23 protein-coding genes are annotated in these 24,302 nt (G+C 67.8%); 12 read left to right on the forward strand and 11 right to left on the reverse strand.

Annotated elements, in window-relative coordinates; translation table 11 throughout:
* Nucleotide 1: 1 nt before the first annotated feature.
* From sufC to ABQE89_RS10995, 4 genes are read right to left on the reverse strand one after another with little or no spacing between them, the layout of a single operon-like run.
* Nucleotides 2–769 carry a Fe-S cluster assembly ATPase SufC gene (gene sufC / locus ABQE89_RS10980; protein WP_448416352.1) on the reverse strand — a complete coding sequence of 256 codons (768 nt, stop codon included), beginning with the start codon at nucleotides 767–769 and terminating at the stop codon, nucleotides 2–4.
* Nucleotides 766–1,962 (reverse strand): Fe-S cluster assembly protein SufD, encoded by a 1,197-nt coding sequence (gene sufD / locus ABQE89_RS10985; protein ID WP_448416353.1) that lies wholly within the window; start codon nucleotides 1,960–1,962, stop codon nucleotides 766–768. The genes sufC and sufD overlap by 4 nt, the downstream gene beginning before the upstream one ends.
* Nucleotides 1,962–3,398 (reverse strand): Fe-S cluster assembly protein SufB, encoded by a 1,437-nt coding sequence (gene sufB, locus ABQE89_RS10990; RefSeq protein ID WP_448416354.1) that lies wholly within the window; start codon nucleotides 3,396–3,398, stop codon nucleotides 1,962–1,964. The genes sufD and sufB overlap by 1 nt, the downstream gene beginning before the upstream one ends.
* Nucleotides 3,395–4,237 (reverse strand): helix-turn-helix transcriptional regulator, encoded by an 843-nt coding sequence (locus ABQE89_RS10995; RefSeq protein WP_448416355.1) that lies wholly within the window; start codon nucleotides 4,235–4,237, stop codon nucleotides 3,395–3,397. The genes sufB and ABQE89_RS10995 overlap by 4 nt, the downstream gene beginning before the upstream one ends.
* 25 nt (nucleotides 4,238–4,262) lie before the next feature.
* Between ABQE89_RS10995 and mptB the strand changes: the two genes are divergently transcribed.
* The 4 genes from mptB (at nucleotide 4,263) to ABQE89_RS11015 (ending at nucleotide 8,845) form a co-directional block, all read left to right on the forward strand.
* Nucleotides 4,263–5,978, forward strand: coding sequence for a polyprenol phosphomannose-dependent alpha 1,6 mannosyltransferase MptB (gene mptB, locus ABQE89_RS11000; protein WP_448416356.1), 1,716 nt, complete (start codon nucleotides 4,263–4,265; stop codon nucleotides 5,976–5,978).
* Complete coding sequence (locus tag ABQE89_RS11005) at nucleotides 5,975–6,907, forward strand: ABC transporter ATP-binding protein (protein WP_448416357.1); 933 nt, start codon at nucleotides 5,975–5,977, stop codon at nucleotides 6,905–6,907. Before mptB ends, ABQE89_RS11005 begins: the two co-directional genes overlap by 4 nt.
* Nucleotides 6,904–7,692, forward strand: a complete 789-nt coding sequence (locus ABQE89_RS11010; RefSeq protein WP_448416358.1) for an ABC transporter permease — start codon at nucleotides 6,904–6,906, stop codon at nucleotides 7,690–7,692. The genes ABQE89_RS11005 and ABQE89_RS11010 overlap by 4 nt, the downstream gene beginning before the upstream one ends.
* A gap of 187 nt (nucleotides 7,693–7,879) precedes the next feature.
* The gene (locus ABQE89_RS11015) at nucleotides 7,880–8,845 is read left to right on the forward strand and encodes a COX15/CtaA family protein (protein WP_448416389.1); all 966 of its coding nucleotides are present in this window, start codon (nucleotides 7,880–7,882) and stop codon (nucleotides 8,843–8,845) included.
* Here the strand turns inward: ABQE89_RS11015 and ABQE89_RS11020 are convergent.
* On the reverse strand, nucleotides 8,741–9,445 hold the full coding sequence (locus ABQE89_RS11020) for a DcsG N-terminal domain-containing protein (RefSeq protein ID WP_448416359.1): 705 nt from the start codon (nucleotides 9,443–9,445) through the stop codon (nucleotides 8,741–8,743). The genes ABQE89_RS11015 and ABQE89_RS11020 overlap by 105 nt on opposite strands.
* Nucleotides 9,446–9,474: 29 nt before the next feature.
* Here ABQE89_RS11020 and ABQE89_RS11025 point away from each other — a divergent pair, with 29 nt between their 5' ends.
* A complete protein-coding gene (locus ABQE89_RS11025) occupies nucleotides 9,475–10,446 on the forward strand; it encodes a quinone oxidoreductase family protein (protein ID WP_448416360.1) in 972 nt (323 codons plus the stop codon).
* On the opposite strand, the gene ABQE89_RS11030 is transcribed toward ABQE89_RS11025, so the two are convergent.
* Complete coding sequence (locus tag ABQE89_RS11030; RefSeq protein ID WP_448416361.1) at nucleotides 10,443–11,459, reverse strand: Rv2253/PknI dimerization domain-containing protein; 1,017 nt, start codon at nucleotides 11,457–11,459, stop codon at nucleotides 10,443–10,445. The two genes, ABQE89_RS11025 and ABQE89_RS11030, sit on opposite strands and share 4 nt — an antisense overlap.
* A 99-nt stretch (nucleotides 11,460–11,558) precedes the next feature.
* Nucleotides 11,559–12,482 carry a heme o synthase gene (locus ABQE89_RS11035; RefSeq protein ID WP_448416362.1) on the reverse strand — a complete coding sequence of 308 codons (924 nt, stop codon included), beginning with the start codon at nucleotides 12,480–12,482 and terminating at the stop codon, nucleotides 11,559–11,561.
* A 203-nt stretch (nucleotides 12,483–12,685) separates the two neighbouring features.
* Between ABQE89_RS11035 and tkt the strand changes: the two genes are divergently transcribed.
* The 5 genes from tkt to pgl are packed head-to-tail and all read left to right on the forward strand — an operon-like array spanning nucleotide 12,686 to nucleotide 19,111.
* Complete coding sequence (tkt, locus tag ABQE89_RS11040) at nucleotides 12,686–14,776, forward strand: transketolase (RefSeq protein WP_448416363.1); 2,091 nt, start codon at nucleotides 12,686–12,688, stop codon at nucleotides 14,774–14,776.
* 18 nt (nucleotides 14,777–14,794) lie between these two features.
* The gene (gene tal, locus ABQE89_RS11045) at nucleotides 14,795–15,913 is read left to right on the forward strand and encodes a transaldolase (protein ID WP_448416364.1); all 1,119 of its coding nucleotides are present in this window, start codon (nucleotides 14,795–14,797) and stop codon (nucleotides 15,911–15,913) included.
* Nucleotides 15,910–17,469, forward strand: a complete 1,560-nt coding sequence (zwf, locus tag ABQE89_RS11050) for a glucose-6-phosphate dehydrogenase (RefSeq protein ID WP_448416365.1) — start codon at nucleotides 15,910–15,912, stop codon at nucleotides 17,467–17,469. The genes tal and zwf overlap by 4 nt, the downstream gene beginning before the upstream one ends.
* The gene (gene opcA / locus ABQE89_RS11055) at nucleotides 17,466–18,377 is read left to right on the forward strand and encodes a glucose-6-phosphate dehydrogenase assembly protein OpcA (RefSeq protein ID WP_448416366.1); all 912 of its coding nucleotides are present in this window, start codon (nucleotides 17,466–17,468) and stop codon (nucleotides 18,375–18,377) included. The genes zwf and opcA overlap by 4 nt, the downstream gene beginning before the upstream one ends.
* A complete protein-coding gene (gene pgl / locus ABQE89_RS11060; RefSeq protein WP_448416367.1) occupies nucleotides 18,374–19,111 on the forward strand; it encodes a 6-phosphogluconolactonase in 738 nt (245 codons plus the stop codon). The genes opcA and pgl overlap by 4 nt, the downstream gene beginning before the upstream one ends.
* Before the next feature lie 7 nt (nucleotides 19,112–19,118).
* On the opposite strand, the gene ABQE89_RS11065 is transcribed toward pgl, so the two are convergent.
* Complete coding sequence (locus ABQE89_RS11065; protein ID WP_448416368.1) at nucleotides 19,119–19,271, reverse strand: hypothetical protein; 153 nt, start codon at nucleotides 19,269–19,271, stop codon at nucleotides 19,119–19,121.
* A 59-nt stretch (nucleotides 19,272–19,330) separates the two neighbouring features.
* Here ABQE89_RS11065 and ABQE89_RS11070 point away from each other — a divergent pair, with 59 nt between their 5' ends.
* Nucleotides 19,331–19,702: an ATPase gene (locus ABQE89_RS11070; RefSeq protein ID WP_448416369.1), complete on the forward strand. Its 372-nt coding sequence runs from the start codon at nucleotides 19,331–19,333 to the stop codon at nucleotides 19,700–19,702.
* A gap of 13 nt (nucleotides 19,703–19,715) precedes the next feature.
* Here the strand turns inward: ABQE89_RS11070 and ppc are convergent, their stop codons facing one another.
* The gene (ppc, locus tag ABQE89_RS11075) at nucleotides 19,716–22,481 is read right to left on the reverse strand and encodes a phosphoenolpyruvate carboxylase (protein ID WP_448416370.1); all 2,766 of its coding nucleotides are present in this window, start codon (nucleotides 22,479–22,481) and stop codon (nucleotides 19,716–19,718) included.
* Between the two features lie 165 nt (nucleotides 22,482–22,646).
* Between ppc and ABQE89_RS11080 the strand changes: the two genes are divergently transcribed.
* On the forward strand, nucleotides 22,647–23,090 hold the full coding sequence (locus ABQE89_RS11080) for a hypothetical protein (protein ID WP_448416371.1): 444 nt from the start codon (nucleotides 22,647–22,649) through the stop codon (nucleotides 23,088–23,090).
* Here the strand turns inward: ABQE89_RS11080 and secG are convergent.
* Together secG and tpiA are read right to left on the reverse strand one after the other, a co-directional pair.
* Entirely contained in the window at nucleotides 23,087–23,320 is a 234-nt protein-coding gene (gene secG / locus ABQE89_RS11085; RefSeq protein WP_448416372.1) for a preprotein translocase subunit SecG, read from the reverse strand. The genes ABQE89_RS11080 and secG overlap by 4 nt on opposite strands.
* A gap of 22 nt (nucleotides 23,321–23,342) precedes the next feature.
* Complete coding sequence (tpiA, locus tag ABQE89_RS11090) at nucleotides 23,343–24,128, reverse strand: triose-phosphate isomerase (RefSeq protein WP_448416373.1); 786 nt, start codon at nucleotides 24,126–24,128, stop codon at nucleotides 23,343–23,345.
* Nucleotides 24,129–24,302: the final 174 nt, after the last annotated feature.

The following is a 24,302-nucleotide window of genomic DNA, read 5'->3' on the forward strand; positions in this document are numbered from 1 at the left end:
CTCACGCCCCCACGGCTTGGGCGAAGCGCTCGTAGCCACTTTCCTCGAGTTCGTCGGCCAACTCCGGGCCGCCGGACTCGACGATGCGCCCGCCGACGAACACGTGCACGAACTGCGGCTTGATGTAGCGCAGGATGCGGGTGTAGTGGGTGATCAGCAGCACGCCGCCGTTCTGCTCCTCGGCGTAGCGGTTCACGCCGTCGCTGACGACCCGCAGCGCGTCGACGTCCAGACCCGAGTCGGTCTCGTCGAGGATCGCGATCTTGGGTTTGAGCAGGCTCAACTGCAGGATCTCGTGGCGCTTCTTCTCGCCGCCGGAGAAGCCTTCGTTGACACTGCGCTCGGAGAACGACGGATCGATGTCGAGGCCCTCCATGGCCGCCTTGACCTCTTTGACCCAGTGGCGCAGCTTGGGCGCCTCACCGCGCACAGCCGTCGCGGCGGTGCGCAGGAAGTTAGACATCGACACCCCGGGGACCTCGACCGGATACTGCATGGCCAAGAACAGTCCCGCGCGGGCACGTTCGTCCACGCTCATCTCCAGTACGTCCTGGCCGTCGAGGGTGATCGAACCGGACGTCACCGTGTACTTGGGATGGCCGGCCACCGCGTAGGACAGCGTCGACTTACCGGACCCGTTCGGCCCCATCAACGCGTGCCGCTCCCCCGACTTCACGGTCAGGTCGACGCCCTTGAGGATCGGGATGGCCTCGGAGGCGTCGGTCGCCGCGACACTGACGTGCAGGTCTTTGATTTCCAGTGTGGTCATTGCGCTGTGATTCCTTCGGTTAGCTCAAGTTCGTGTTCGATGGCCGCGGTGAGGCGTTCCCGCACCGCAGGCACGGTGATCTGCTGGATGATCTCGCCGAAGAAGCCGCGCACGATCAGCCTGCGCGCCTGGTCCTCGGGGATGCCGCGGGACCGCAGATAGAAAACCTGCTCGTCGTCGAATCGTCCGGTGGCGCTGGCATGTCCGGCGCCGGCGATCTCTCCGGTCTCGATTTCGAGATTCGGCACCGAGTCGGCCCGCGCGCCGTCGGTCAGCACCAGGTTGCGGTTGGTTTCGAACGTGTCGGTGCCGCTGGCCTCGGCCCGGATCAACACGTCGCCGATCCACACCGTGCGGGTGTCGGGTTTGTCGGACTTCGGATCGCCCTGCAGCGCACCCTTGTACGTCACATGCGAGCGACAGTTCGACTGGGCGTGGTCGACGAGCAGCCTGGATTCCAGGTGCTGACCGTCGTCGGCGAAGTACAGCCCGAGCAGGGTCGCGTCGCCACCGGGTGCGTTGTACCGCACCCGCCCGGTCAACCGAACCAGGTCGCCGCCGAGCATCACCGCGGCATGCCGGAAGACCGAGTCCTTGCCGAGGGTCGCGTGGTGCATCGAGACGTTGACGGCGTCGTCGTCCCAATCGGCGATCGAGACCACCTTCAGCGTCGCCGCGTCGCCGACGACGAATTCGATGTTGTCGGCGTAGGTTCCGCTGCCGCGGTGGTCGATGACGACGACGGCCTCGGCGAGTTCGCCGACGCGCACCTGCAGATGGCCGTAGGCCGTGCCACCCGCACCCGGACCGGTGATCAGGATGTCGATGGGCTCGGCGACCTGGGTGTCGCGGCCGACACTGACGATCGTTGCACTGTTGAACGCCGAAAATGCTTGGGCGGCAACTCGGTCGGCGGGCACCCCGCCCTGGCCCAGCCGCTCGTCGCCGCGGCGCACGGTTTCCACCGTGACGCCGGGGCGGTCGGTCACCTCGATGCGTGCGGCACCGGTGGACGGCGCCGTGCCGTCGTGCAGGCCACGCAGGCGCTTGAGCGGAGTGAACCGCCAGATCTCGTCGCGGCCGGCCGGCACCTCGAACGCGTCCACGTCGAACGAGGTGAAGATCTCGCCCTTGTTGAGCGCCGAGCCCGCCGGAGTCCCTTCCGCAGCCGCCGTCAGATTCTCCGCAGTCACTAACCCACCGAGCCTTCCATCTGGAGTTCGATCAGCCGGTTGAGCTCCAACGCGTACTCCATCGGAAGTTCCTTGGCGATCGGCTCGACGAAGCCGCGCACCACCATGGCCATCGCCTCGTCCTCGGTCAGGCCACGGCTCATCAGGTAGAACAGTTGGTTCTCGCTGACCTTGGACACGGTGGCCTCGTGGCCCATCGTCACGTCGTCCTCACGGATGTCGACGTACGGGTAGGTGTCGCTGCGGCTGATCGTGTCCACAAGCAGCGCATCGCATTTCACGCTGGACCGCGACCCGTGCGCACCCTTGTTGATCTGGACCAGACCGCGGTAGGACGACCGTCCGCCGCCGCGGGCCACCGACTTGGACACGATGTTGCTCGACGTGTTCGGTGCCAGGTGCAGCATCTTCGCGCCGGTGTCCTGGTGCTGGTCCTCGCCGGCGAACGCGACCGAGAGCACCTCACCCTTGGCGTGCTCACCGGTCATCCACACGGCCGGATACTTCATCGTGACCTTGGATCCGATGTTGCCGTCGATCCACTCCATGGTGGCGCCCGCCTCCGCCCGGGCACGCTTGGTGACCAGGTTGTAGACGTTGTTCGACCAGTTCTGGATCGTGGTGTAGCGGCACCGGCCACCGGGCTTGACGATGATCTCGACCACTGCGGAGTGCAGCGAGTCCGACTTGTAGATCGGCGCGGTACAGCCCTCGACGTAGTGCACGTAGGCGCCCTCGTCAACGATGATCAGCGTCCGCTCGAACTGGCCCATGTTCTCGGTGTTGATCCGGAAGTAGGCCTGCAGCGGAATGTCGACGTGCACACCCGGCGGCACGTAGATGAACGAACCGCCCGACCACACCGCGGTGTTGAGCGCGGAGAACTTGTTGTCGCCCGCGGGGATCACGGTGCCGAAGTACTGCTTGAAGATGTCCTCGTGCTCCCTGAGCCCCGTGTCGGTGTCGAGGAAGATAACGCCTTGTGCCTCAAGATCTTCGCGGATCTGGTGGTAGACCACCTCGGACTCGTACTGCGCGGCGACACCGGCGACCAGGCGCTGCTTCTCGGCCTCGGGGATACCCAGCCTGTCGTAGGTGTTGCGGATGTCCTCGGGCAGTTCCTCCCAGGACGTCGCCTGCTTCTCGGTGGAGCGCACGAAGTACTTGATGTTGTCGAAATCGATGCCGTCGAGGTTCGAGCCCCAGTTCGGCATCGGCTTCTTGTCGAAGGTGCGCAGCGCGCGGAGCCGGGCCTCCAGCATCCACTCGGGTTCGTCCTTCTTGGCCGAGATGTCACGCACCACGGCCTCGGACAGCCCACGCTGGGCAACGGCGCCGGCGTCGTCGGAGTCCGCCCAGCCGTAGCCGTACCGGCCCAGCGAGGCGATGGTCTCGTCCTGGCTGAGCGGTTCGTGGATCTCGGGGGTGGTCGTCATCTCGACGCTCCTTGCTTGCTTGTGGTGGCTTCGGCGCGGGCTGTGCGCCGAAGGGATGCGGGCTTTCTCGTGCTCGTGCCCTGCTCGGCGAGCGGCACATGGGTGGTACACGCGCAGTCGCCGTTGACGATCGTCGCGAGCCGTTGCACGTGAGTGCCCAGGATCTCGGCGAACGCCTCGCTCTCGGTTTCGCACAACTCCGGGAACTCCTCGGCGACGTGCGACACCGGGCAGTGGTGCTGGCACAACTGGATGCCGGGCAGCGGCCCGCTCACCGGGGTGGTGGTGGTCGCGTAGCCGGCCTTGGTCAGCGCTTCGGCCACCTTGTCGGCGGTCGTTTCCACATCTGTGACGTCTGGTGTGCCGGCGTCCTCTGTGTCAACGTCACCGGCATCCCGAGTTACTCCCGCCAGGATGCCGTCGATCCGACGCCGTGCGAAGGTCCGCACCGCATCGTCACCGCCGATCTCGCGCAGTTGACGCATCGCCGCGGCGGCGAGGTCGTCGTAGGCGTGATCGAGCTTGGCCCGCCCGGCCGGGGTCAACCGGTAACGCCTGGCCGGCCTGCCGCGGCCGGAATGCTGCCAGGGCGCCGCCGCGACGGACTGCGCGTCACCCGCGTCGATCAGCGCGTCGAGGTGCCTGCGCACCCCGGCGGCCGAGATCCCCAGCCGCTTGGCGATGTCGCCGGCGGTGATGGACCCGGATTCCAGCAGAAGCCGGACGATCGCGCCACGAGTGTGGCGGTCGCTGCCGTCCGGACGGAATTTCACAACACCATTGTGACGGAATTCAGATGCAGGGTAAAGCCAGGGCACCCTTAGCGTGACACTCACCATAACCGCCGCCGGTTACGCTGCACTGATGGCCGCCCGCCCCCGGTCCCTCAGTTCGTCGATTGCCCGCTGGCACGCCGACGAACGCGCGGTCGGCTCACCCCTCAACGACGCCGAGGTCATCGCGGTGCGGCGGACCCGGGTCTTCGGCGCCACCGGAACGGTGCTGATGGCCATCGGCGCGCTCGGCGTCGGTGCCCGCCCCGTCGTACAGGACCCCACCTTCGGCGTGCGGCTGCTCAACCTGCCGTCGCGGATCCAGACGGTATCGCTGACCATGACCACCACCGGTGCGGTGATGATGGCACTGGCCTGGCTGATGCTCGGCCGGTTCGCGCTCGGCGACCGGCGGATGTCGCGCAGCCAACTGGACCGCACGCTGCTGTTGTGGGTGTTGCCCCTGCTCATCGCGCCGCCGATGTACAGCCGCGACGTGTACTCCTACCTGGCGCAGAGCGAGATCGCGATGAAGGGCCTGGACCCCTACCGCGTCGGGCCCGCGCCCGGATTGGGCCTCGACCACGTATTCACGCTGTCGGTGCCCAACATGTGGCGAGAGACCCCGGCGCCGTACGGCCCGCTGTTCCTGTGGATCGGCGAGGGCATCTCGGCGGTGACCGGCGAGAACATCGTGGCCGCCGTGCTGTGCCACCGGTTGGTGGTCCTGCTCGGCGTGGGCCTGATCGTCTGGGCCACGCCGCGGTTGGCGCGCCGCTGCGGCGTCGCCGAGGTCAGCGCGCTGTGGCTGGGCGCGGCCAATCCGCTGTTGATCATGCATCTGGTCGCGGGCATCCACAACGAGGCGCTGATGCTCGGGCTGATGCTCGCGGGCACCGAGTTCGCGCTGCGGGGCGTCGACGGCGCGGGCGCACTGGTTCCGCGTCCGCTGTGGCCGCCCCGGTGGCACCGGTGGGCCGGGTGGGGCCCACTGGCGATGTTGGTGCTGGGTGTGGTGCTGATCACGATGTCCTCGCAGGTCAAACTGCCCTCGCTGCTGGCGCTGGGGTTCGTGGCGATGGCGCTGGCCGCCCGTTGGGGCGGCACGGTCAAGGCGTTCGTGCTGGCCAGCGGGTCGTTGGGGGCGGTGTCGCTGGCGGTGATGGCGCTCATCGGGTGGGCCAGCGGCCTGGGCTTCGGCTGGGTGTTCACCCTGGGCACCGCCAACGTCGTGCGCAGTTGGATGTCGCTGCCGACCCTGCTCGCGCTGGGCACCGGGCAGGTCGGCATCCTGCTCGGTCTGGGTGATCACACCACCGCAGTGCTCGGATTGACCCGTGCGATCGGCGTGATCATCATCGCGATCCTGGTGACCTGGCTGCTGCTGGCCGTGCTGCGCGGCCGGCTGCATCCGGTCGGCGGGTTGGGTGTCGCGCTGGGCGTGACGGTGCTGCTGTTCCCGGTGGTCCAGCCCTGGTACGTGCTGTGGGCGGTGATCCCGCTGGCCGCATGGGCGACCCGGCCCGCGTTCCGCAGCACCACCATCGTGGTCACCCTGGTCGTCGGGATCTTCGGTCCGACCGCCAATGGCGACCGGTTCACGGTGTTCCAGATCCTGCTCGCCACCGCGGCCAGCACTGTGATCGCGCTGCTGCTGATGGCGATGACCTACAACCACCTGCCCTGGCGCAAAGTGCCCAACACCGACGAACACCCCCGGCCGGACGAAATCGACCCCCCGCCCCCGGCGCCGGGAGCACCGCCGTCACCACCGGCGAAGACCGACGCCTACGCTGAATCTCCGTGACCGACCGCTCCCCCGCCCCCGTGTGCCTGCGTGGGGTCAGCAAGCGGTACGGGTCGACGGTGGCGGTGTCGAACCTGGACCTCGACGTGCAGCGCGCCGAAGTGCTCGCTCTGCTCGGCCCCAACGGGGCGGGCAAGACCACCACCGTCGAGATGTGCGAGGGCTTTCTCAAGCCCGACTCCGGCACGATCGAGATCCTGGGTCTGGACCCAGTCGAGGACAACGCTGCGGTGCGCGCCCGCATCGGGGTGATGCTGCAGGGTGGTGGCGCGTATCCGGCCGCCCGCGCGGGCGAGATGCTCAACCTGGTGGCGTCCTACGCCGCCAACCCCCTGGACCCGCAGTGGCTGCTGGACACCCTGGGCCTGACCGAGGCCGCCCGCACGACCTATCGGCGGCTCTCGGGCGGTCAGCAACAGCGCCTGGCGCTGGCGTGCGCGGTGGTGGGCAGGCCCGAACTGGTGTTTCTCGACGAGCCGACCGCCGGAATGGACGCGCACGCGCGAATCGTGGTGTGGGAGTTGATCGAAGGTCTTCGGCGCGACGGCGTCACTGTGGTGTTGACCACCCACCAGTTGACCGAGGCCGAAGAGTTGGCCGACCGCATCGTCATCATCGACCACGGCGTGGCGGTGGCCGCAGGCACACCCGAGGACCTGACCCGCAGCGGCGCGGAGAACCAACTGCGGTTCCGCGCGCCACGCAAGCTGGACCTGTCGCTGTTGGTGTCCGCGCTGCCGGAGACCTACCGGGCGACCGAGACCGCGCCGGGCGAGTACCTGGTGGAGGGCCACATTGACCCGCAGGTACTGGCGACGGTGACGGCCTGGTGCGCGCGACTGGACGTGCTGGCCACCGACATGCGCGTCGAGCAGCGCAGCCTCGAAGACGTGTTCCTGGACCTGACCGGACGAGAGTTGCGGTCGTGACGACGAATCGCTTTGCGCCAGGCACGTTCTCGCCGGATCCGCGGCCTGCACAGGTGTCCAAGATGCTGACCGCGCAGTTCGGCCTCGAACTCAAGCTGTTGTTGCGCAACGGCGAACAACTGTTGCTGACGATGTTCATCCCGATCACGCTGCTGGTCGGCATGATCCTGCTGCCGCTGGGAGCGTTCGGTGAGGATCGGGCGGCGACGTTCGTCCCGGCGATCATGGCGCTGGCGGTGATCTCGACGGCCTTCACCGGACAGGCCATCGCCGTCGCGTTCGACCGCCGCTACGGCGCGCTGAAACGACTCGGGGCGACCGCGCTGCCGGTGTGGGGCATCATCGCGGGTAAGTCGCTGGCGGTGGTCGCCGTGGTTTTCCTGCAGTCGATCCTGCTGGGCGCCATCGGCGTTGCCCTCGGCTGGCGCCCACACATCGCCGGGCTGGGCTTGGGTGCCGCGGTCATCGCGCTGGGCACAGCGGGTTTCGCGGCCATGGGCCTGCTGCTGGGCGGCACGCTGCGTGCCGAGATCGTGCTGGCGGTCGCCAACCTGCTGTGGTTCGTCTTCGCCGGTCTGGGCGCACTGACGATCGAGGGCGGTGACGAGGGCGGCATGGTGCCGACCGCCTTGCAGTGGGTCGCCCGGCTCACGCCGTCCGGCGCGCTGACCGAAGCGCTGTCGCAGGCGATGATGCTGTCAGTCGACTGGTTCGGGCTGGCGGTGCTGGCCGCTTGGGGCGCCGTGGCCGCCCTGTGTGCGCGGCGCTGGTTCCGCTTTACCTGACGACCGCAGTGTGGCACCGGTTGTTGATCACCGGCGACCCGATCAGCGACGACCCGGTGGTCCAACTCGTCGACGAGGTACTGGTGCCGTTCGTCGCACCCCGGACCGGCTACTACGGCTCGTAGTTGGCCTGCTCTACCATCGAAGCGTGCGACGACTCTTCCTGCGACTGGTAGACCTGCTGCCGATGCCCAGCCGGCGGGTCCAGCTCGTCGTCGCCGCGGCGGTCATCCTCACCCAGGGCGGGATCTCGGTCACCGGCGCCATCGTGCGGGTCACCGCCTCCGGCCTGGGCTGCCCGACCTGGCCGCAGTGCTTCCCCGGCAGCTTCACCCCCATCCCGCACCCCGAGGTCGCCGGCATCCATCAGGCCGTCGAGTTCGGCAACCGGCTGGTCACCTTCCTGGTCGTGCTGACCGCGGCGCTGGCGGTGCTGGTGGTCACCCGCGCTCGCCGCCGCCGCGAGGTGCTGATCTACGCGTGGCTGATGCCCGCCTCGACGGTGGTGCAGGCGATCATCGGCGGCATCACGGTGCTCACCGGACTGCTGTGGTGGACCGTCGCCGTGCACCTGCTGGCGTCGATGACGATGGTGTGGCTCTCGGTACTGCTCTACGTCAAGATCGCTGAGCCCGACGACGGCGTGAGCGTGCCGGTGGTGGTGAAACCCTTGCGCCAGTTGACGTTTCTCACCGGGGCCGTGCTGGCCGCGATACTGGTCAGCGGCACGCTGGTGACGGCCGCGGGCCCGCACGCGGGAGACAAGAGCATCACGCAACCGGTGCCCCGGCTGCGGGTCGAGATCACCACCCTCGTGCACCTTCACTCGTCGCTGCTGGTGGCCTATCTGTCGCTGCTGGTCGCGCTCGCCTTCGCACTGCTGGCGGTCCGGGCGCCCAGGCCGGTGATGGTGCGGTTGGGGGTGCTGCTCGTCGTGACGCTGGCGCAGGGGCTGATCGGAACGGTGCAGTTCTACGCCGGGGTGCCAGCCGCACTGGTCGCCGTCCATGTGGCGGGCGCGGCCATCTGCACGGCCGCCACCGCCGCGCTATGGGCCTCGATGCGACAGCGGGCCGAGCCCCAGCCGATCGAGGGCGTCCTCGACACCACGGACGAAGTCGCGTTGCCTGCGAACCCGGGTGGCGGGGTCTAGCGATCGCCAGCCCAGCGAGGGCTCGACCAAATCGAGTTCGCGCAGTCGCGGATCAGGCCGGCCACCGGTGACGTCGACGCGCGCGTAGAGCAGTTCGGCGACCTCGACATCGAGTCGCGCGGCGGCCGCGGCGAGCGCGGCGTGGCCAACGTCCCACAGTTCGAAGTCGGGCTCAGCCGGGGCCGACGTTCTGGTGAACGCGTGCGACGGGCGCCCGCCGAAAAAGACCAGCGCGGTCTCGCCGTCCTCCACCCGCGCGTCGTCGGGCCGTACGGTCGGCACACCGGCGCCGGCCAGATCCGCCAGGTAGCGCTTGTCGACGTTCCACGCCACCACCTCGGACGCGTTGAGCAGGTTAGGCACCCGCGTCGTCCACGCCAGGAACTCCTCGAGCCGGTCGACGTAGTCCCGTGTCGCGCGCAGGATCACCAGATCCGCGCCCAGCGTCGCCGGGTTGTCCCACGACATCCAGCGCGCGTGCAGACCACGGCTGCGCAGCGCCTCGACCAGGTCGGCGTCGTCACCGTCGCCGTCGGGCAGCGCGGGGCATCCGGCCAGCACGATGCGCGGATGGAAGACATCCGGCCGGGCGAGCCTCATCCCGGCAGGATAGACGGCAGGATAGAGACATGCGTGCCATCGAAATCACCGAGACCGGCGGACCGGAAGTCCTGACCTACCTCGACAGGCCACAGCCGACCCCCGGGCCCGGTGAGGTGCTGATCAAGGCCGAGGCGATCGGGGTGAACTTCCTCGACACCTACTTCCGCTCCGGGCTGTACCCCCGCGAGTTGCCATTCGTCATCGGCAACGAGGTCTGCGGGGTGGTCGAAGCGGTCGGTGCCGACGTGGCGGCGCTGTCGGTGGGCGATCGGGTGGTCACGGCGCAGGCCGACGGCGCCTACGCCGAGTACAGCGTGGCACCCGCGGACTTCTGCGCCTACGTGCCCGACGGGGTGAAACCCGACGCCGCGGCGGCCGCCCTGCTCAAGGGCATGACCGCGCACTATCTGATCAACTCGGTCTACCCGGTTCAGCAGGGCGACGCCGTGTTGGTGCACGCCGGCGCGGGCGGCGTCGGGCTCATCCTCACCCAATGGGCCACCAGCCGGGCCGCACGCGTCATCACCACGGTGTCCACCCCGGAGAAGGCCGAACTGTCCCGGCAGGCCGGAGCCGTCGAGGTGCTCGACTATCCCGACGATCCGCAGGAGTTCGGCGCCAAGATCAAGGACCTCACCGGCGGCGGTGTCGCCGCGGTCTACGACGGCGTCGGCAAATCCACCTTCGACGCCAGCCTGGCCAGCGTCGCCATTCGCGGCACCGTGGCGCTGTTCGGCGCGTCCAGTGGCCCCGTCCCACCATTCGACCCGCAGCGGCTCAACGCGGCGGGCTCGGTGTTCTTGACCCGTCCGACGCTCGTGCACTACACCCGAACACCAGACGAGTTCGCCTGGCGCGCAGGTGAACTCCTCAGCGCGATCAGCAAGGGCACCATCGCGATCACGGTCAGCGAACGCTACCGCCTCGAGCACGCCGAGCAGGCCCATCGGGACCTGCAGGGCCGCAAGACCGTCGGGTCGGTGGTGCTGGTGCCTTAACCGCCGGGCGCGGGAGCGGGCTCGGCGGGCGCAGGCGGCGGCGGAGCGGCATTGCGGTCGTAGACCAGGTCGAACAACTGCTCCGACGGGCAGGGCTCCATGAATTGGACGCGCCGCGTGCCGGTCAGATGCGGTATCGGTTCCGCGGTCGCCTCCGGTGGCAGCATCACCTCATCGAACAGCACCGACTGCACGGGCTCTCCGCTGTCACACTGTCTTTCGGGCCGATTGAACTGGAACGTCCACTTGTCGCCCGCGAACGTCAACGGGGTGATCTGCGTCTGGTTGTCGGTGTTCGTCGTCTTCTGAGTGCTCGCGCATTCCTCGGTGTTGCGCACGCAGTAGGTGGCGACGTCGACGGTGAGCACGCCGGGTTCGCCCTGCGGCGGCCGGAAGGTCACGGTCTGCTGATATGCGCCCTGGAAGCCCTCGGGCCTGGTCGGTTTGCGCGCGTCCAGCGTCGACGGATCGGTCACGTCGACGCCGTCGGGCAGGTCACCTTCACGCGCCACCGTCAGCGGCATCTGCAATACCCAGGGACAGTCGGCGCCCGTGGTGATCTCGGTCCAGGTGCCGGCCAGCGTGTCATCCGGCCCCGGTTCGAGCACCCAGCTGCCCAGCACCCGGGCCGGTTGTCCGCCGACGTTGCACTTGCTGTCCTCCCCCAGCACCATCACCCATTTGCCGTTGATGAAGTCGAGCGTGGTGCGGGTGTCGGTGGCGGATCCGTCATTGTTGAGCCTGGTGGCCGTGGCGACACAGCCGTCGTCGTCGCAGTGCGAGCGGAACGCCCAGCGCCGGCTGAAGGGTTCGTTCTCCGGCGAGGGCTGGCCGAGGGCTGTGCGCTTGGGAGCGTCGAAATCCAGCCGGTAGAGACCGGTGAGCCAGGGTCCGTCCGGGCGGGCGGTGGGTTCGGGCTCACCGCTGTCGCCGTCGCCGCCCGACGAGCACCCTGCCACCACCGCGACGGCCATCACCGCCACCGCAACGCCTCGATACACCGACACGGTCATCCTCTCGTCAAAGTAAGGGAGCTTTGCCGAACCAAGCCGTGGAAAACCCTAGCGGTCTCAGGCCGGTGATGTGCGGATTCCGGGGCGTCAGACCGGGTGTCAGATAAGGGTGGGCAGGGCCAGCGCCGAGTCAATCGCCAACGCGCAGAACAGCACTGCCAGGTAGTTGTTCGACTGCAGGAACAGTCGCAGCGGTTTGACCGGTTCGCCGCGGCGCACACCGTTTTGAAGTTGGTGTGCCATCGCCAGGAACCAGGCGCCCGCCAGGATCGCCACCGACAGGTAGAGCCAGCCGGTGGCCGGTGTCAGCGCCAGCGTGGCCGCGACCGTGAGCCACGTGTAGATCACGATCTGCTTGGTCACCTGCCGTTCGGTGGCCACCGCGGGCAGCATCGGCACACCGGCCGCGCGGTAGTCCTCCTTGTAGCGCATGGCCAGCGCCCAGGTGTGCGGCGGTGTCCAGAAGAAGATGATCGCGAACATCACCAGTGCGGGCCACTGAATGGTCCCGGTGACCGCCGACCAGCCGATCATCACCGGCATGCACCCGGCCGCGCCGCCCCAGACCACGTTCTGAGAGGTGCGGCGCTTGAGCACCAGCGTGTAGATCAGCACGTAGAACGCGATCGTCGCGCCGGCCAGGTGCGCCGAGAGCATGTTCGTCGTCCACCACAGCCAGAAGAACGAGGCCACCGACAGGGCCAGCCCGAACACCAGCGCATGGCTGCGGGGCACAGACTCGCGCGCCAGCGGCCGGCGCTCGGTGCGCTTCATCTTCTTGTCGATGTCGGCGTCGGCCACGCAGTTCAGCGTGTTCGCGCCCGCCGCCGCAAGCAGCCCGCCGATCAGGGTGTTCATGATCAGCAGCGGGTCCACCGTGCCGCGGTTGGCCAGCAGCATCGCCGGGATCGTGGTGACCAGCAGCAGCTCGATGACGCGCGGTTTCGTCAGTGCGACGTATCCGAGAACAGTGGTGCGCAGGCTCCGTGCCTCTGTGTTGAGGTGGCCTTCGCGAGTGCTCACGCAGTTACTCCTGGAAAAATGCCGACCGCGCTTCGTCCACTCGGCGCGACGTCTACTACAGACGATGGTAGACCCCGGGTAGATGGCGACCTAATCCTCCCCCGACGCGCCTGCCAAGCCGCGGCATCCAGCATTAGGGTGGACCGTGCGGTTTTCATGCGGACTACCCGGATACCGAAGTCAGCCCATCTAAGGAGTCGCCAGTGACCACACTCGACGAGATCTTTGCCCTGACCCGCCCGAACCACCCCGACGACTGGACGGACCTGGACACCGCCGCGGTGGACACCGTGCGGGTGCTGGCGGCGGATGCGGTGCAGAAGGTCGGCAACGGTCACCCGGGCACGGCGATGAGCCTGGCGCCGCTGGCGTACACGCTGTTTCAGCGTCAGATGCGGCACGATCCCAACGACGTCAACTGGCTGGGCCGGGACCGATTCGTGCTGTCCTGCGGGCATTCCAGCCTGACGCTGTACCTGCAACTGTTTCTCGGCGGTTTCGGTCTGGAGTTGTCCGACATCGAGGCGCTGCGGACCTGGAAGTCCAAGACGCCGGGGCACCCCGAGTTTCGCCACACCCGGGGTGTGGAGATCACCACCGGACCGCTGGGGCAGGGGCTGGCCTCCGCAGTCGGGATGGCGATGGCGGCGCGTTACGAACGCGGGCTGTTCGACCCCGACGCCGCCCCGGGCACCAGCCCGTTCGACCACTACATCTACGTGATCGCCTCCGACGGCGACATCGAGGAGGGCGTCACCAGCGAGGCGTCGTCGCTGGCGGGCACCCAGCAGCTGGGCAACCTGATCGTGTTCTACGACAGCAACCAGATCTCGATCGAGGACGACACCAACATCGCCCTGTCCGAGGACACCCCGGCCCGCTACCGCGCCTACGGCTGGCATGTGCAGGAGATCGAGGGCGGCGAGAACGTCACCGGCATCGAGGAGGCCATCGCCGAGGCGAAGCGGGTCACCGACAAGCCGTCGTTCATCGCGATCCGCACCATCATCGGCTATCCGGCGCCCAACCTGATGAACACCGGCAAGGCCCACGGCGCCGCGCTCGGCGAGGAAGAGGTCGCCGCGGTCAAGAAGATCCTGGGCTTCGACCCGGACAAGACCTTCGAGGTACGTCCCGAGGTGCTCGAGCACACCCGCAAGCTGACCGCGCGCGGCAAGGACGCCCACGACAAGTGGCAGACCGAATTCGACGCCTGGGCGCAACGCGAGCCCGACCGCAAGGCCCTGCTCGACCGGCTGACCGCCCAGGAGCTGCCCGAGGGCTGGGATGCCGATCTGACCCATTGGGAGCCGGGGTCCAAACCGCTGGCCACCCGCGCCGCATTCGGCCAGGTGCTCAACGACGTCGCACCCAAACTGCCCGAGTTATGGGGCGGCTCAGCCGATCTCGCGGGCAGCAACAACACCACGATCAAGGGGGTGCCCTCGTTCGGGCCGCCGTCGATCTCGACCAAGGAGTACACCGCCGACTGGTATGGCCGGGTACTGCACTTCGGGGTGCGCGAGCACGCCATGGGCTCGATCCTGTCCGGCATCGTGCTGCACGGTCCGACCCGCGCGTTCGGCGGCACCTTCCTGCAGTTCTCCGACTACATGCGGGCCGCGGTGCGGTTGGCGTCGCTGATGGTCATCGACACCATCTACATCTGGACACACGACTCGATCGGCCTCGGCGAGGACGGCCCCACCCACCAGCCCATCGAACACCTCGCCGCGCTGCGTGCGATCCCCAACCTCGCGGTGGTGCGTCCGGCCGACGCCAACGAGACCGCCTACGCGTGGCGCACCATCATCGAGCGCGGCGCGGAGAGCGGCCCCGTCGGACTCATCCTGACCAGACAGGGCGTTCCGGTGCTCGAGGGCACCGACGCCGAGGGCGTCGCCAGGGGCGGCTATGTCGTCGGCGGCAGGCCCGACGAGAACCCCGACGTGCTGCTCATCGGCACAGGCTCGGAGCTCCAGCTCTGTGTGGAGGCGCGGAAAATTCTGGCGGACAAGGGCGTTACCGCCAGTGTGGTGTCGATGCCGTGCGTCGAGTGGTTCGAAGCCCAGCCGAAGGAGTACCGGGACAGCGTGCTGCCGCCCGCGGTGTCGGCGCGGGTGGCGGTCGAGGCGGCGGTCGCGCAGAGTTGGTACAAGCTGGTCGGCGACACCGGCGAGATCGTGTCGATCGAGCACTACGGGGAATCCGCCGACTACAAGACCCTGTTCCGGGAGTACGGATTCACCCCTGAGGCAGTGGCGGCAGCGGCGCAACGGTCGCTGGACAACTGAAATCGAAAGGTAAGCACAATGGGTCAGAATCCCAATCTCGCGGCATTGTCCGCGGCGGGTGTGTCCGTATGGCTGGATGACCTGTCCCGAGACCGGTTGCAGACCGGCAACCTGCAAGAGCTCATCGACACCAAGTGTGTCGTCGGCGTCACCACCAACCCGTCGATCTTCCAGGCGGCGCTGTCGAAGGGCACCTCATACGACGCTCAGGTGCGGGAGTTGGCCGAGCGCGGCGCGGACGTGGACGCCACGATCCGCACCGTGACCACCGACGACGTCCGCAACGCCTGTGACGTCCTGGCCAAACAGTACGAGTTGTCCGACGGGGTGGACGGCCGGGTGTCGATCGAGGTGGACCCGCGGTTGGCCCACGACACCGACAAGACCATCCTGCAGGCCATCGAGCTGTGGAAGATCGTCGACCGGCCCAACCTGTTGATCAAGATCCCCGCCACGATGGCCGGACTGCCCGCCATCACCGCGGTGATCGCCGAAGGCATCTCGGTCAACGTGACGCTGATCTTCTCGGTCGAGCGCCACCGTCTCGTGATGGACGCCTACCTGGCGGGTCTGGAGAAGGCCAAGGAGGCCGGCCACGATCTGTCCAAGATCCATTCGGTGGCATCGTTTTTCGTTTCCCGCGTGGACACCGAGATCGACAACCGGCTGGAGAAGATCGGTTCCGACGATGCCCTCGCGCTGCGCGGTAAGGCGGGGGTGGCCAACGCCCGACTGGCCTACGCCGCCTACGAGGAGGTGTTCGTCGGAGGTTCGCGCTACGAGGCGCTCAAGGCCGACGGGGCCCGCGTACAGCGTCCGCTGTGGGCATCGACCGGCGTCAAGAATCCGGACTACTCCGACACCCTCTACGTCACCGAACTGGTGGCGCCCAACACCGTGAACACCATGCCGGAGAAGACGATCGACGCGGTCGCCGACCACGGTGTGATCACCGGCGACACGGTCACCGGCACGGCGCAGGAGTCCCAGGCGCTGTTCGACAGCCTGTCCGGAGTCGGGGTCGACCTGCCCGACGTGTTCCGCCTGCTCGAGGACGAGGGCGTGGAGAAGTTCGAGAAATCGTGGCTGGAGCTGCTCGAGGCCACCCAGGGTCAGCTCGACGCCGCCAAGAAATGACCGCGGCCGGCGAGCACGCGGCTTCGGCCGCTGCCGCGTGGCGTAATCCGCTGCGGGACAAGCGCGACAAGCGGATGCCACGCATCGCCGGTCCGTGCGGAGTCGTGATCTTCGGCGTCACCGGCGACCTGTCCCGCAAGAAGCTGATGCCGGCGATCTACGACCTCGCCAACCGCGGTCTGCTACCGCCCAGCTTCAGCCTGGTGGGCTTTGCCCGAAGAGACTGGGCCGACGAGGATTTCGGCAAGGTCGTCTACGACGCGGTCAAACAGCACGCCCGCACGCCGTTCCGCCAGGAGGTGTGGGACCGGCTGGCCGAAGGGTTCCGGTTCGTGCAGGGCACCTTCGACGACGAGGCCGCGTTCGGCCATCTCGCCGAGACGCTGGAGAAGCTCGACGCCGAACGCGGCACCGGGGGTAACCACGCCTTCTACTTGTCCATCCCGCCCAAGGCGTTTCAGGTCGTCTGCGAACAATTGCAGAAGTCGGGGTTGGCCCGGCCTCAGGCCGGCCGCTGGAGCCGGGTGGTGATCGAGAAACCGTTCGGTCACGACCTGGACAGCGCCCGCGAACTCAACGGCGTCGTCAACAGCGTGTTTCCCGAGGAGGCGGTGTTCCGCATCGACCACTACCTGGGCAAGGAGACCGTTCAGAACATCCTGGCGCTGCGGTTCGCCAACGAGTTGTACGAACCGATCTGGAACAACAACTACGTCGACAGTGTGCAGATCACCATGGCCGAGGACATCGGCCTCGGCGGCCGCGCCGGCTACTACGACGGGGTCGGTGCGGCGCGCGACGTGATCCAGAACCACCTGCTGCAACTGCTCGCGCTGACCGCGATGGAAGAGCCCGTGAACTTCGGCCCGCGGGAACTGCAGGCCGAGAAGATCAAGGTGCTCTCGGCCACCGAATTGCTGCAACCCCTGGATATCACGACCGCGCGCGGTCAGTACGCGGCGGGTTGGCAGGGCAGCCAGAAGGTGGTCGGCTTGCTCGAAGAAGAGGGGTTCTCCAAAGATTCCCGCACCGAGACCTATGCGGCGATCACCCTGCAGATCAACAACCGGCGCTGGGCGGGGGTGCCGTTCTTCCTTCGTTCCGGGAAACGGCTGGGGCGCAGGGTGACCGAGATCGCGCTCATCTTCAAGCGGGCCCCGCATCTGCCGTTCGACAAGACCATGACCGAGGAGTTGGGTCAGAACGCACTGGTGATCCGGGTACAGCCCGACGAGGGCATCACCACGCGCATCGGCTCCAAGGTGCCCGGCAGCGCAATGGAAGTGCGCAATGTCAACATGGACTTCTCCTACGGGTCGGCGTTCGCCGAGGACTCTCCCGAGGCCTACGAGCGGCTGATCCTCGACGTGCTGCTCGGCGAGCCGTCGCTGTTCCCGGTCAACCAGGAAGTCGAACTGTCCTGGGGGATCCTCGATCCGGTGCTGGACCACTGGGCATCGCACGGCAAGCCTGACCCCTATGAGTCCGGCACCTGGGGACCGGCGTCGGCCGACGACATGATGCACCGGATGGGCCGGGAATGGAGGCGCCCGTGATCGTCGACCTGCCGAACACCACCACCAACAACATCAACAAGAGGATCACCGCCCTTCGCGAGGAGGGTGGGGCGCTGACATTGGGACGGGTTCTCACGCTGGTGATCTCGCTGGACTCCGACGACTTCCTCGAGGGGTCCATCGAGGCCGCCAACTTCGCCAGCCGCGAGCACCCGTGCCGGGTGATCGTGGTGGCCCCTGGCGAACCCGGCGAGGGCGAACCGCGACTGGACGCCCAGTTGCGGGTCGGCGGCGACGCCGCCGCCGGGGAGATCGTGGCATTGCGGCTACACGGCGAACTCGCCGAGCACGCAAGCAGCGTCGTGCTGCCCTTCCTGCTTCCCGACACCCCGGTGGTGGTCTGGTGGCCGACCACCGCGCCCGCCGTTCCGACCCAGGACCCGTTGGGGAAGTTGGCGATTCGGCGGATCACCGACGCCACCAGTTGCCCCGAGCCGTTGGCCACCATCAAGAGCCGACTGCAGGGCTACGCCGACGGTGACACCGACCTCGCGTGGAGCCGTATCACCTACTGGCGCGCACTGCTGGCCGCCGCCGTCGACGAGTTGCCGCATGAACCGATCACCTCCGCGTTGGTGTCCGGACTGCCGACCGAGCCGGCGCTCGACATCCTGGCGGGGTGGCTGGCCGCGCGCATCGACGGACCCGTGCAGCGCGCCGAGGGCGAACTGAAGGTGGAACTGGTCCGCACCAGCGAAACCATCACGCTGCGGCGGCCACAGGACGGCGTCACCGCCACGCTGACCCGGGCCGGGCGGCCCGAGGCGCGAATTCCACTGGCGCGCAGAGAGACCAAGGAATGCCTCGCCGAAGACCTGCGCAGGCTTGACGCCGACGAGATCTACCACGAAGCGCTGAAGGGCATCGATAAGGTGCAGTACATATGAACACCGTCATCGAGAAGTTCCCCGACCCCCCCACCCTGATTCAGGCCGCCGCCGACCGCCTGGTCGGCGCGATCACCGACGCCCTCGGCGAGCGCGACCGCGCGCTGATCGTGCTGACCGGTGGCGGCACCGGCATCGGCCTTTTGGAGCGCGTCCGCGCGCAGGCCGACCGGATCGACTGGTCGAAGGTGCACCTGTTCTTCGGCGACGAGCGATTCGTCCCCGCGGCCGACGACGAGCGCAACGAGAAGCAGGCCCGCGAGGCGCTGATCGACCACATCGACATCCCCGCGGCCAACGTGCACGCGATGCCGGCCAGCGACGGTGAGTTCGGCGACGATCTCGATGCCGCCGCCGCGGCCCATCAGCGCGCGCTGGCCGCCGCCGCGGACGCGGGCCAATCGGTCCCGGATTTCGACGTGCACCTGCTGGGTATGGGCGGCGAGGGCCACGTGAACTCGCTGTTTCCGGACACTCCCGCGGTGCGCGAGACCGACCGCATGGTGGTGGGCGTGCCCGACTCCCCCAAACCGCCCCCGCGGCGGATCACGTTGACACTGCCCGCCGTTGGCCGCTCCAGGGAGGTCTGGCTGGTGGTCGCCGGCGCGGCCAAGGCCGATGCGGTGGCCGCTGCGGTCGGCGGCGCCAAGCCCGAAGAGGTGCCCGCTGCCGGCGCGGTGGGGCGCGAGCGCACGGTCTGGCTGCTCGACGAGGAGGCCGCGGCCAAGTTGTAGGCACGGCTCAGTCGCGGCCGGCGGTCAGCCGGTCGGCGCGTGCGTCGTGAACGCCTGCGGCGTAATCGGGTGTCTGGGTGCGGTCGTGCGCGGCGGGTCTGGCGCTGCGCGGGTCGGCCGGGCACTGGCGCGGCGGCACGCCCGTTGCATCGTTGTTCACAGTTGGTCAGACGCCGGCTTTGCCCCGGCGGTTCCCGGTCTGCGGTAATAATTACCGACATGGCAGACAAGGGTGGCAAGCCGGCACGCACCGGTCCGGAACGGATCAGAAAGCTCGCGCAGGCCGCGCTGAACGCCGATGTCACCGTCGAGCAGGTCGACACCATCCTGGAGGGCCTCAGCGAGACGCTGATCGACCTGAACAGTTCGACGGAGAACCTCGATGCGACGCTCGAGCGGTTCAACGACACGATCAATCAGATCAACGAACTCGCGCCGCGACTCAACGCCGTCGTGGACCGGATGGAGGGCATCGTCGAGCGTGTCGAACGCATCGTCGGCATCGGCGAATCGGTGATGTCACCGCTGGCGGCCACCGAACAGGCCGTTCGCGGCGCGCTGAACAAGGTCCGCCGCAGCGCCGGACTATAGGCACGCCTGCCGGTCAGCCGCTGTTGCGCAAGGCGGTGGCCAGCCCACTCATGGTGAGCAGGATGCCGCGCTGCACAAGCTCGTCGGTGTCACCGGATCGGTAGCGACGCAGCAGCTCCACCTGCAGGTGGTTCAGCGGCTCGAGGTAGGGGAACCTGTTGAACACCGAACGTGCCAGCGCAGGGTTGTCGGCCAGCAGATTGTGCTGGCCGGTGATCAGCTTGTGCATCCGGATGGTGCGGTCGTGCTCGGCGACGATCTTCTCGAACACCCGCCTGCGCAGCGCCTCGTCCTCGACCAGCTCGGAGTATCGTGCGGCCAGTCCCATGTCGGATTTGGCGAGCACCTGAGCCATGTTCGACAGGACGGTGCGAAAGAACGGCCACCGCCGAAACAAATCCTGCAGCACCTGCAGCTGCGCGTCGTCGCCGGCGATGTACTCCTCGAACGCCGTACCCGTCCCATACCAGCCGGGAAGCATCACCCGCGACTGGCTCCAGGCCAGCACCCACGGGATCGCCCGCAGATCGGCGATCGACGTGGTGGGTTTGCGCGACGTCGGCCTGCTTCCGATGTTGAGTGCGCCGATCTCGCTAACCGGTGTGGACAAGGTGAAGTAGTCGACGAAACCCGGTGTGTCGTGCACCAGTTCGGAGTAGGCGCGACGAGCGCGGGCGGCCAGATCGTCGAGCACCCGGTAGGCGGGCTCCGCATCATCGCCGAGGCCTTCCACGTCGAGCAGTGTGGCCTCCAGAGTCGCGGCCAGCAGTGTCTCGAGGTTGCGGTGCGCGCTCTGCGGTTCGGCGTACTTGGCGGCGATCACCTCACCCTGCTCGGTGAGCCGCAGAGATCCGTTCACCGCCCCCGGTGGCTGCGCGAGGATGGCCTCGTAGCTCGGGCCGCCGCCACGCCCGACGGTACCGCCGCGACCGTGGAAGAGCCGCAACCGGATTCCCGTCTTGCGCGCCGAGGCGACCAGATCGAGCTCGGCACGGTACAGCGCCCAGTTCGCCGCCAGGTATCCGCCGTCCTTGTTGGAGTCGGAGTAGCCCAGCATCACTTCCTGGTTGTCGCGGCGCGCCGAGACCACCGCCCGGTACGTCGGCACCTGCAAAGCGGCTTCCAGCACCGAGGCGCCGCGCTGGAGGTCTTCGATCGTCTCGAACAGCGGCACGATGCCCACCGGCGCATAGCCGGGCCTCACCGAGACATCCAGCAGGCCAACCTCTTTCAACAGCACCGCCGCCTCGAGGAAGTCCGAGACCGACTCGCACATCGAGATGATGTAGTTGGGCACCGCCTGCGGTCCGAACACTCGCACCGCGCGCGCGGCAGCGGCCATGATGTCGAGTTCTTTGCGAGCGAGTTCGGAAAGATCGGCGTCGCGTGTCACCAGCGGTCGCCTGGTGGCCAACTCGGCGGCCAGCAATTCGACGCGGTCCTGTTCGGCCAGCGACCGGTAGTCCGGGTGCACACCGGCCCACGCCAGCAGCTCGGCGGTCACCTCCTCGTGCACATCGGAGTTCTGCCGCATGTCCAGCCCGCACAGATGAAAGCCGAACACCCGCACTGACTCTCGCAGCACAGCCAACCGGTCGTCGGCCAGCACGGCGCTGCCGTTGGCGCGCAGCGAAGCATCGACGACGTCCAGTTCGGCGAGGAGCTCGCGCGATGTCTGGTAGCGCGGCAGCCCGAGATCGAGCTCGTGCTCGGACCGGCGGTCGAGGATCTCGATCGCGGTGCTGGTGAGCCGGCCCCGAATGGCGCGCAGCGCCCGGCGGTACGGTTCGTCGGCGCGCGCCGGCTCGGCGCAGTTCTCGGCAAGCGCCCTCAGCTCGTCACTGGTGGTCACCAGCCGCCCCGACATCGACAGCTCCTCCTCCAACGCAGCCAGTTCGCCGAAGTAGTGATCCAGTGCGGTGAATGCGGCCTCGCCGGTGGCCAGGCGCACCACATCGCCGGTGACGTTCGGGTTGCCGTCGCGGTCACCGCCGATCCAGGAGCCCGGCCGCAGGATGGGCTCTTCGAGCAGCCGGGCATCGGGCCAACGCTTCGAAAGTGCCGTGCGCACCTCGGCGTTGACCCGCGGGACGACCTCGAAGAACGACGCCGGGTAATACCGCAGCCCGGTCTCGATCTCGTCTTGGATCTGCAGCCGCGACAGCCTGACCAGGGCGGTCTGCCACATCGTCAGGATGTGTCTGCGCAGTTCGTCTTCGATGTCGTCGTGGCCGTGTAAGCGCTGACGCATCAACTCGGTGATCCGGTGCTGGGTGTGGAAGATGGTGCGCCGCCGCGTTTCGGTGGGATGTGCGGTGATCACCGGCGACACCACTGCGTCGGCCAACGATTCGGCCACTCTGTCCGAATCGAGTTGGGCCGAATCGAGTTTCAGATAGGTGGCGGCGAGGCTGCTGGGCTGCGGGGGTTCACCGGCGGCGACGTGCACCGCGCGTCGCCGCTCGCGGTGGATGTCCTCGGCGACGTTGGCCAACAGCGCGAAATGGGTGAACGCGCGGATGACCGGGATCGCCTTGCGGATGGCGATGCCGTCGAACATGTTCGCCAACTCGGCGCGGTCGATTTCGGAGCGCCGGACCCGGAACGACTCGACGCGGGCGCGCTCGACGAGATCGAAGACCTCCTCACCGTTCTGCTCGCGGATGGTGTCGCCGAGTATGTCCCCCAGCAACCGGATGTCCTCGCGCATCGGCTCGGTGGCCTCACGGCCGACTTCGGTGCGCAGTACCGAGCCGATCGGCTCGAGATCGTCGACCATGGGTTCCAGTATCGGCCCAGGAACGACGGGTCGCACAGCCAGGTTCTTGCGTATTCAATAAATCCCGGGGTTAATTTGATCATTCGCAGAAAAGCGCCGCGCCGGTGCGCGCACGATATCGACATGGTCTGTCACTGAATTTCGACAACTTCGCAGGAGGCCATCATGGCCACGACCATAATCAACCCGCGTTGCTCCCACCGGCGGCCCGGCCGGCACCGCCTCGTTCCGTCCGCGGTGTTCGCCGCGGCAGTCGTACTCTCGGCGAATGCGATCGCCGCCGCCGCACCCGACGACGGCTCGTGGGACATCGAGGCATACGACAACTGCATGAAGCAGACGGTGCGCAACGCCGACTTGTGCTGTGTCGACTCGGGCGGGGTGCCCACCTCGGATCCGGACGACACGCAGGCCGACGGGTCGCCGAACTGCTATGCGCCAGCCGCCCAGGCCCAGACCGCTGAGCAGCCGGGCGCGCCGCCGCAGTTACCGCCGGGAATGGTCATCGGCCAGTTGCCGCCTGCCGTGGTTGCGCCGGTGGCGCCGGGCGTTGCACCGAACCCCGGGACGGCGCCGATCGCGACGCCGTCGGTAGTCGCGCCCGGTTAGCCGTATTTGATCATCAGGCCGACGCCGACGATCGACACCAGCCAGATTCCGGTGACGAACAGGGTCAGCCGGTCGAGGTTCTTCTCGACCACCGTCGACCCCGACAGGCTCGACTGAACGCCGCCGCCGAACAGGCTGGACAGACCGCCACCCTTGGCGCGGTGCAGCAGCACCAGGAGCACGACCAGCACGCTGGTGACAATCAGCGTGATCTGCAGGGCCAGTTCCATGGCCGCTACCCTACCGGAGCCGTCATGGCAGCGGCCCTCCGGCGGCGATGGCCGACAGCGTCGCGAACTGCTCGCCGTCCAGCGACGCCCCGCCGACCAATGCGCCGTCGACATCGTCCTGAGCCACGATCTCGCCGACGTTCTTGGCGTTGACCGATCCACCGTAAAGTATCCGCACCTCGGCCGCGTGCTGCGGCGACGCCAACTTGCCCAGCTCCTCGCGGATGGCCTGGCAGACCTCCTGCGCGTCGGCGGCGCTGGCCACCCGGCCGGTGCCGATCGCCCACACCGGCTCGTAGGCGATCACGGCCTGCCCGATCTGCTCGGCCGACAGCCCCGCCAGCGAACCACGCAACATCTCGAGGTTGTGCTCGACGTGGTTGCCCGCCTCCCGCACCTCGAGCTGTTCGCCGATGCAGACGATCGGGACCAGGCCATGTCGGAACGCGGCGGCAGCCTTCGCGGCGACCAGTGCGTCGTCCTCGTGGTGATAGGTGCGGCGCTCGGAGTGGCCGACGACGGCGTAGGTGCAGCCCAGCTTCGCCAGGAACGCGCCGCTGATCTCGCCGGTGTAGGCGCCCGAATCGTGCTGAGACACGTCCTGGGCCCCGTAGGTCAGCCGCAGCTTGTCGCCGTCGACGAGCGTCTGCACGCTGCGCAGGTCGGTGAACGGCGGCAGCACCGCGACGTCGACCTTGTCGAAGTACTTCTCCGGCAGCGAGAACGCGATCTTCTGCACCAGCGCGATCGCCTCGAAATGGTTGAGGTTCATCTTCCAGTTGCCGGCGATCAGCGGCTTGCGGGTCATGTCGTGGGCCTCTCTCAATACTGCAGCCGTAGCTAGGGGCTGTTGTGTTTCGGCGTGTCACCGCGGCTCATAGCGTAGACCCTGATCGGTGGTACAGGGAGTTCTCGGCGGTGTTGTATCGCATCACGGCGCGATTCACCCGGTGTGAGCCGCCACGGTTTCAGGCTAAGTGCT

The organism is Mycolicibacterium sp. XJ1819 (assembly GCF_053483675.1).

Excerpts from the sequence above, each read along its gene's own strand:
- sufC (WP_448416352.1), bottom strand. The coding sequence starts at position 769 with ATGACCACACTGGAAATCAAAGACCTGCACGTCAGTGTCGCGGCGACC.
- sufB (WP_448416354.1), bottom strand. The coding sequence starts at position 3,398 with ATGACGACCACCCCCGAGATCCACGAACCGCTCAGCCAGGACGAGACC.
- ABQE89_RS10995 (WP_448416355.1), bottom strand. The coding sequence starts at position 4,237 with ATGGTGAGTGTCACGCTAAGGGTGCCCTGGCTTTACCCTGCATCTGAA.
- mptB (WP_448416356.1), top strand. The coding sequence starts at position 4,263 with ATGGCCGCCCGCCCCCGGTCCCTCAGTTCGTCGATTGCCCGCTGGCAC.
- ABQE89_RS11015 (WP_448416389.1), top strand. The coding sequence starts at position 7,880 with ATGCCCAGCCGGCGGGTCCAGCTCGTCGTCGCCGCGGCGGTCATCCTC.
- ABQE89_RS11020 (WP_448416359.1), bottom strand. The coding sequence starts at position 9,445 with ATGAGGCTCGCCCGGCCGGATGTCTTCCATCCGCGCATCGTGCTGGCC.
- ABQE89_RS11025 (WP_448416360.1), top strand. The coding sequence starts at position 9,475 with ATGCGTGCCATCGAAATCACCGAGACCGGCGGACCGGAAGTCCTGACC.
- ABQE89_RS11030 (WP_448416361.1), bottom strand. The coding sequence starts at position 11,459 with ATGACCGTGTCGGTGTATCGAGGCGTTGCGGTGGCGGTGATGGCCGTC.
- tal (WP_448416364.1), top strand. The coding sequence starts at position 14,795 with ATGGGTCAGAATCCCAATCTCGCGGCATTGTCCGCGGCGGGTGTGTCC.
- zwf (WP_448416365.1), top strand. The coding sequence starts at position 15,910 with ATGACCGCGGCCGGCGAGCACGCGGCTTCGGCCGCTGCCGCGTGGCGT.
- pgl (WP_448416367.1), top strand. The coding sequence starts at position 18,374 with ATGAACACCGTCATCGAGAAGTTCCCCGACCCCCCCACCCTGATTCAG.
- ABQE89_RS11070 (WP_448416369.1), top strand. The coding sequence starts at position 19,331 with ATGGCAGACAAGGGTGGCAAGCCGGCACGCACCGGTCCGGAACGGATC.
- ppc (WP_448416370.1), bottom strand. The coding sequence starts at position 22,481 with ATGGTCGACGATCTCGAGCCGATCGGCTCGGTACTGCGCACCGAAGTC.
- ABQE89_RS11080 (WP_448416371.1), top strand. The coding sequence starts at position 22,647 with ATGGCCACGACCATAATCAACCCGCGTTGCTCCCACCGGCGGCCCGGC.
- secG (WP_448416372.1), bottom strand. The coding sequence starts at position 23,320 with ATGGAACTGGCCCTGCAGATCACGCTGATTGTCACCAGCGTGCTGGTC.
- tpiA (WP_448416373.1), bottom strand. The coding sequence starts at position 24,128 with ATGACCCGCAAGCCGCTGATCGCCGGCAACTGGAAGATGAACCTCAAC.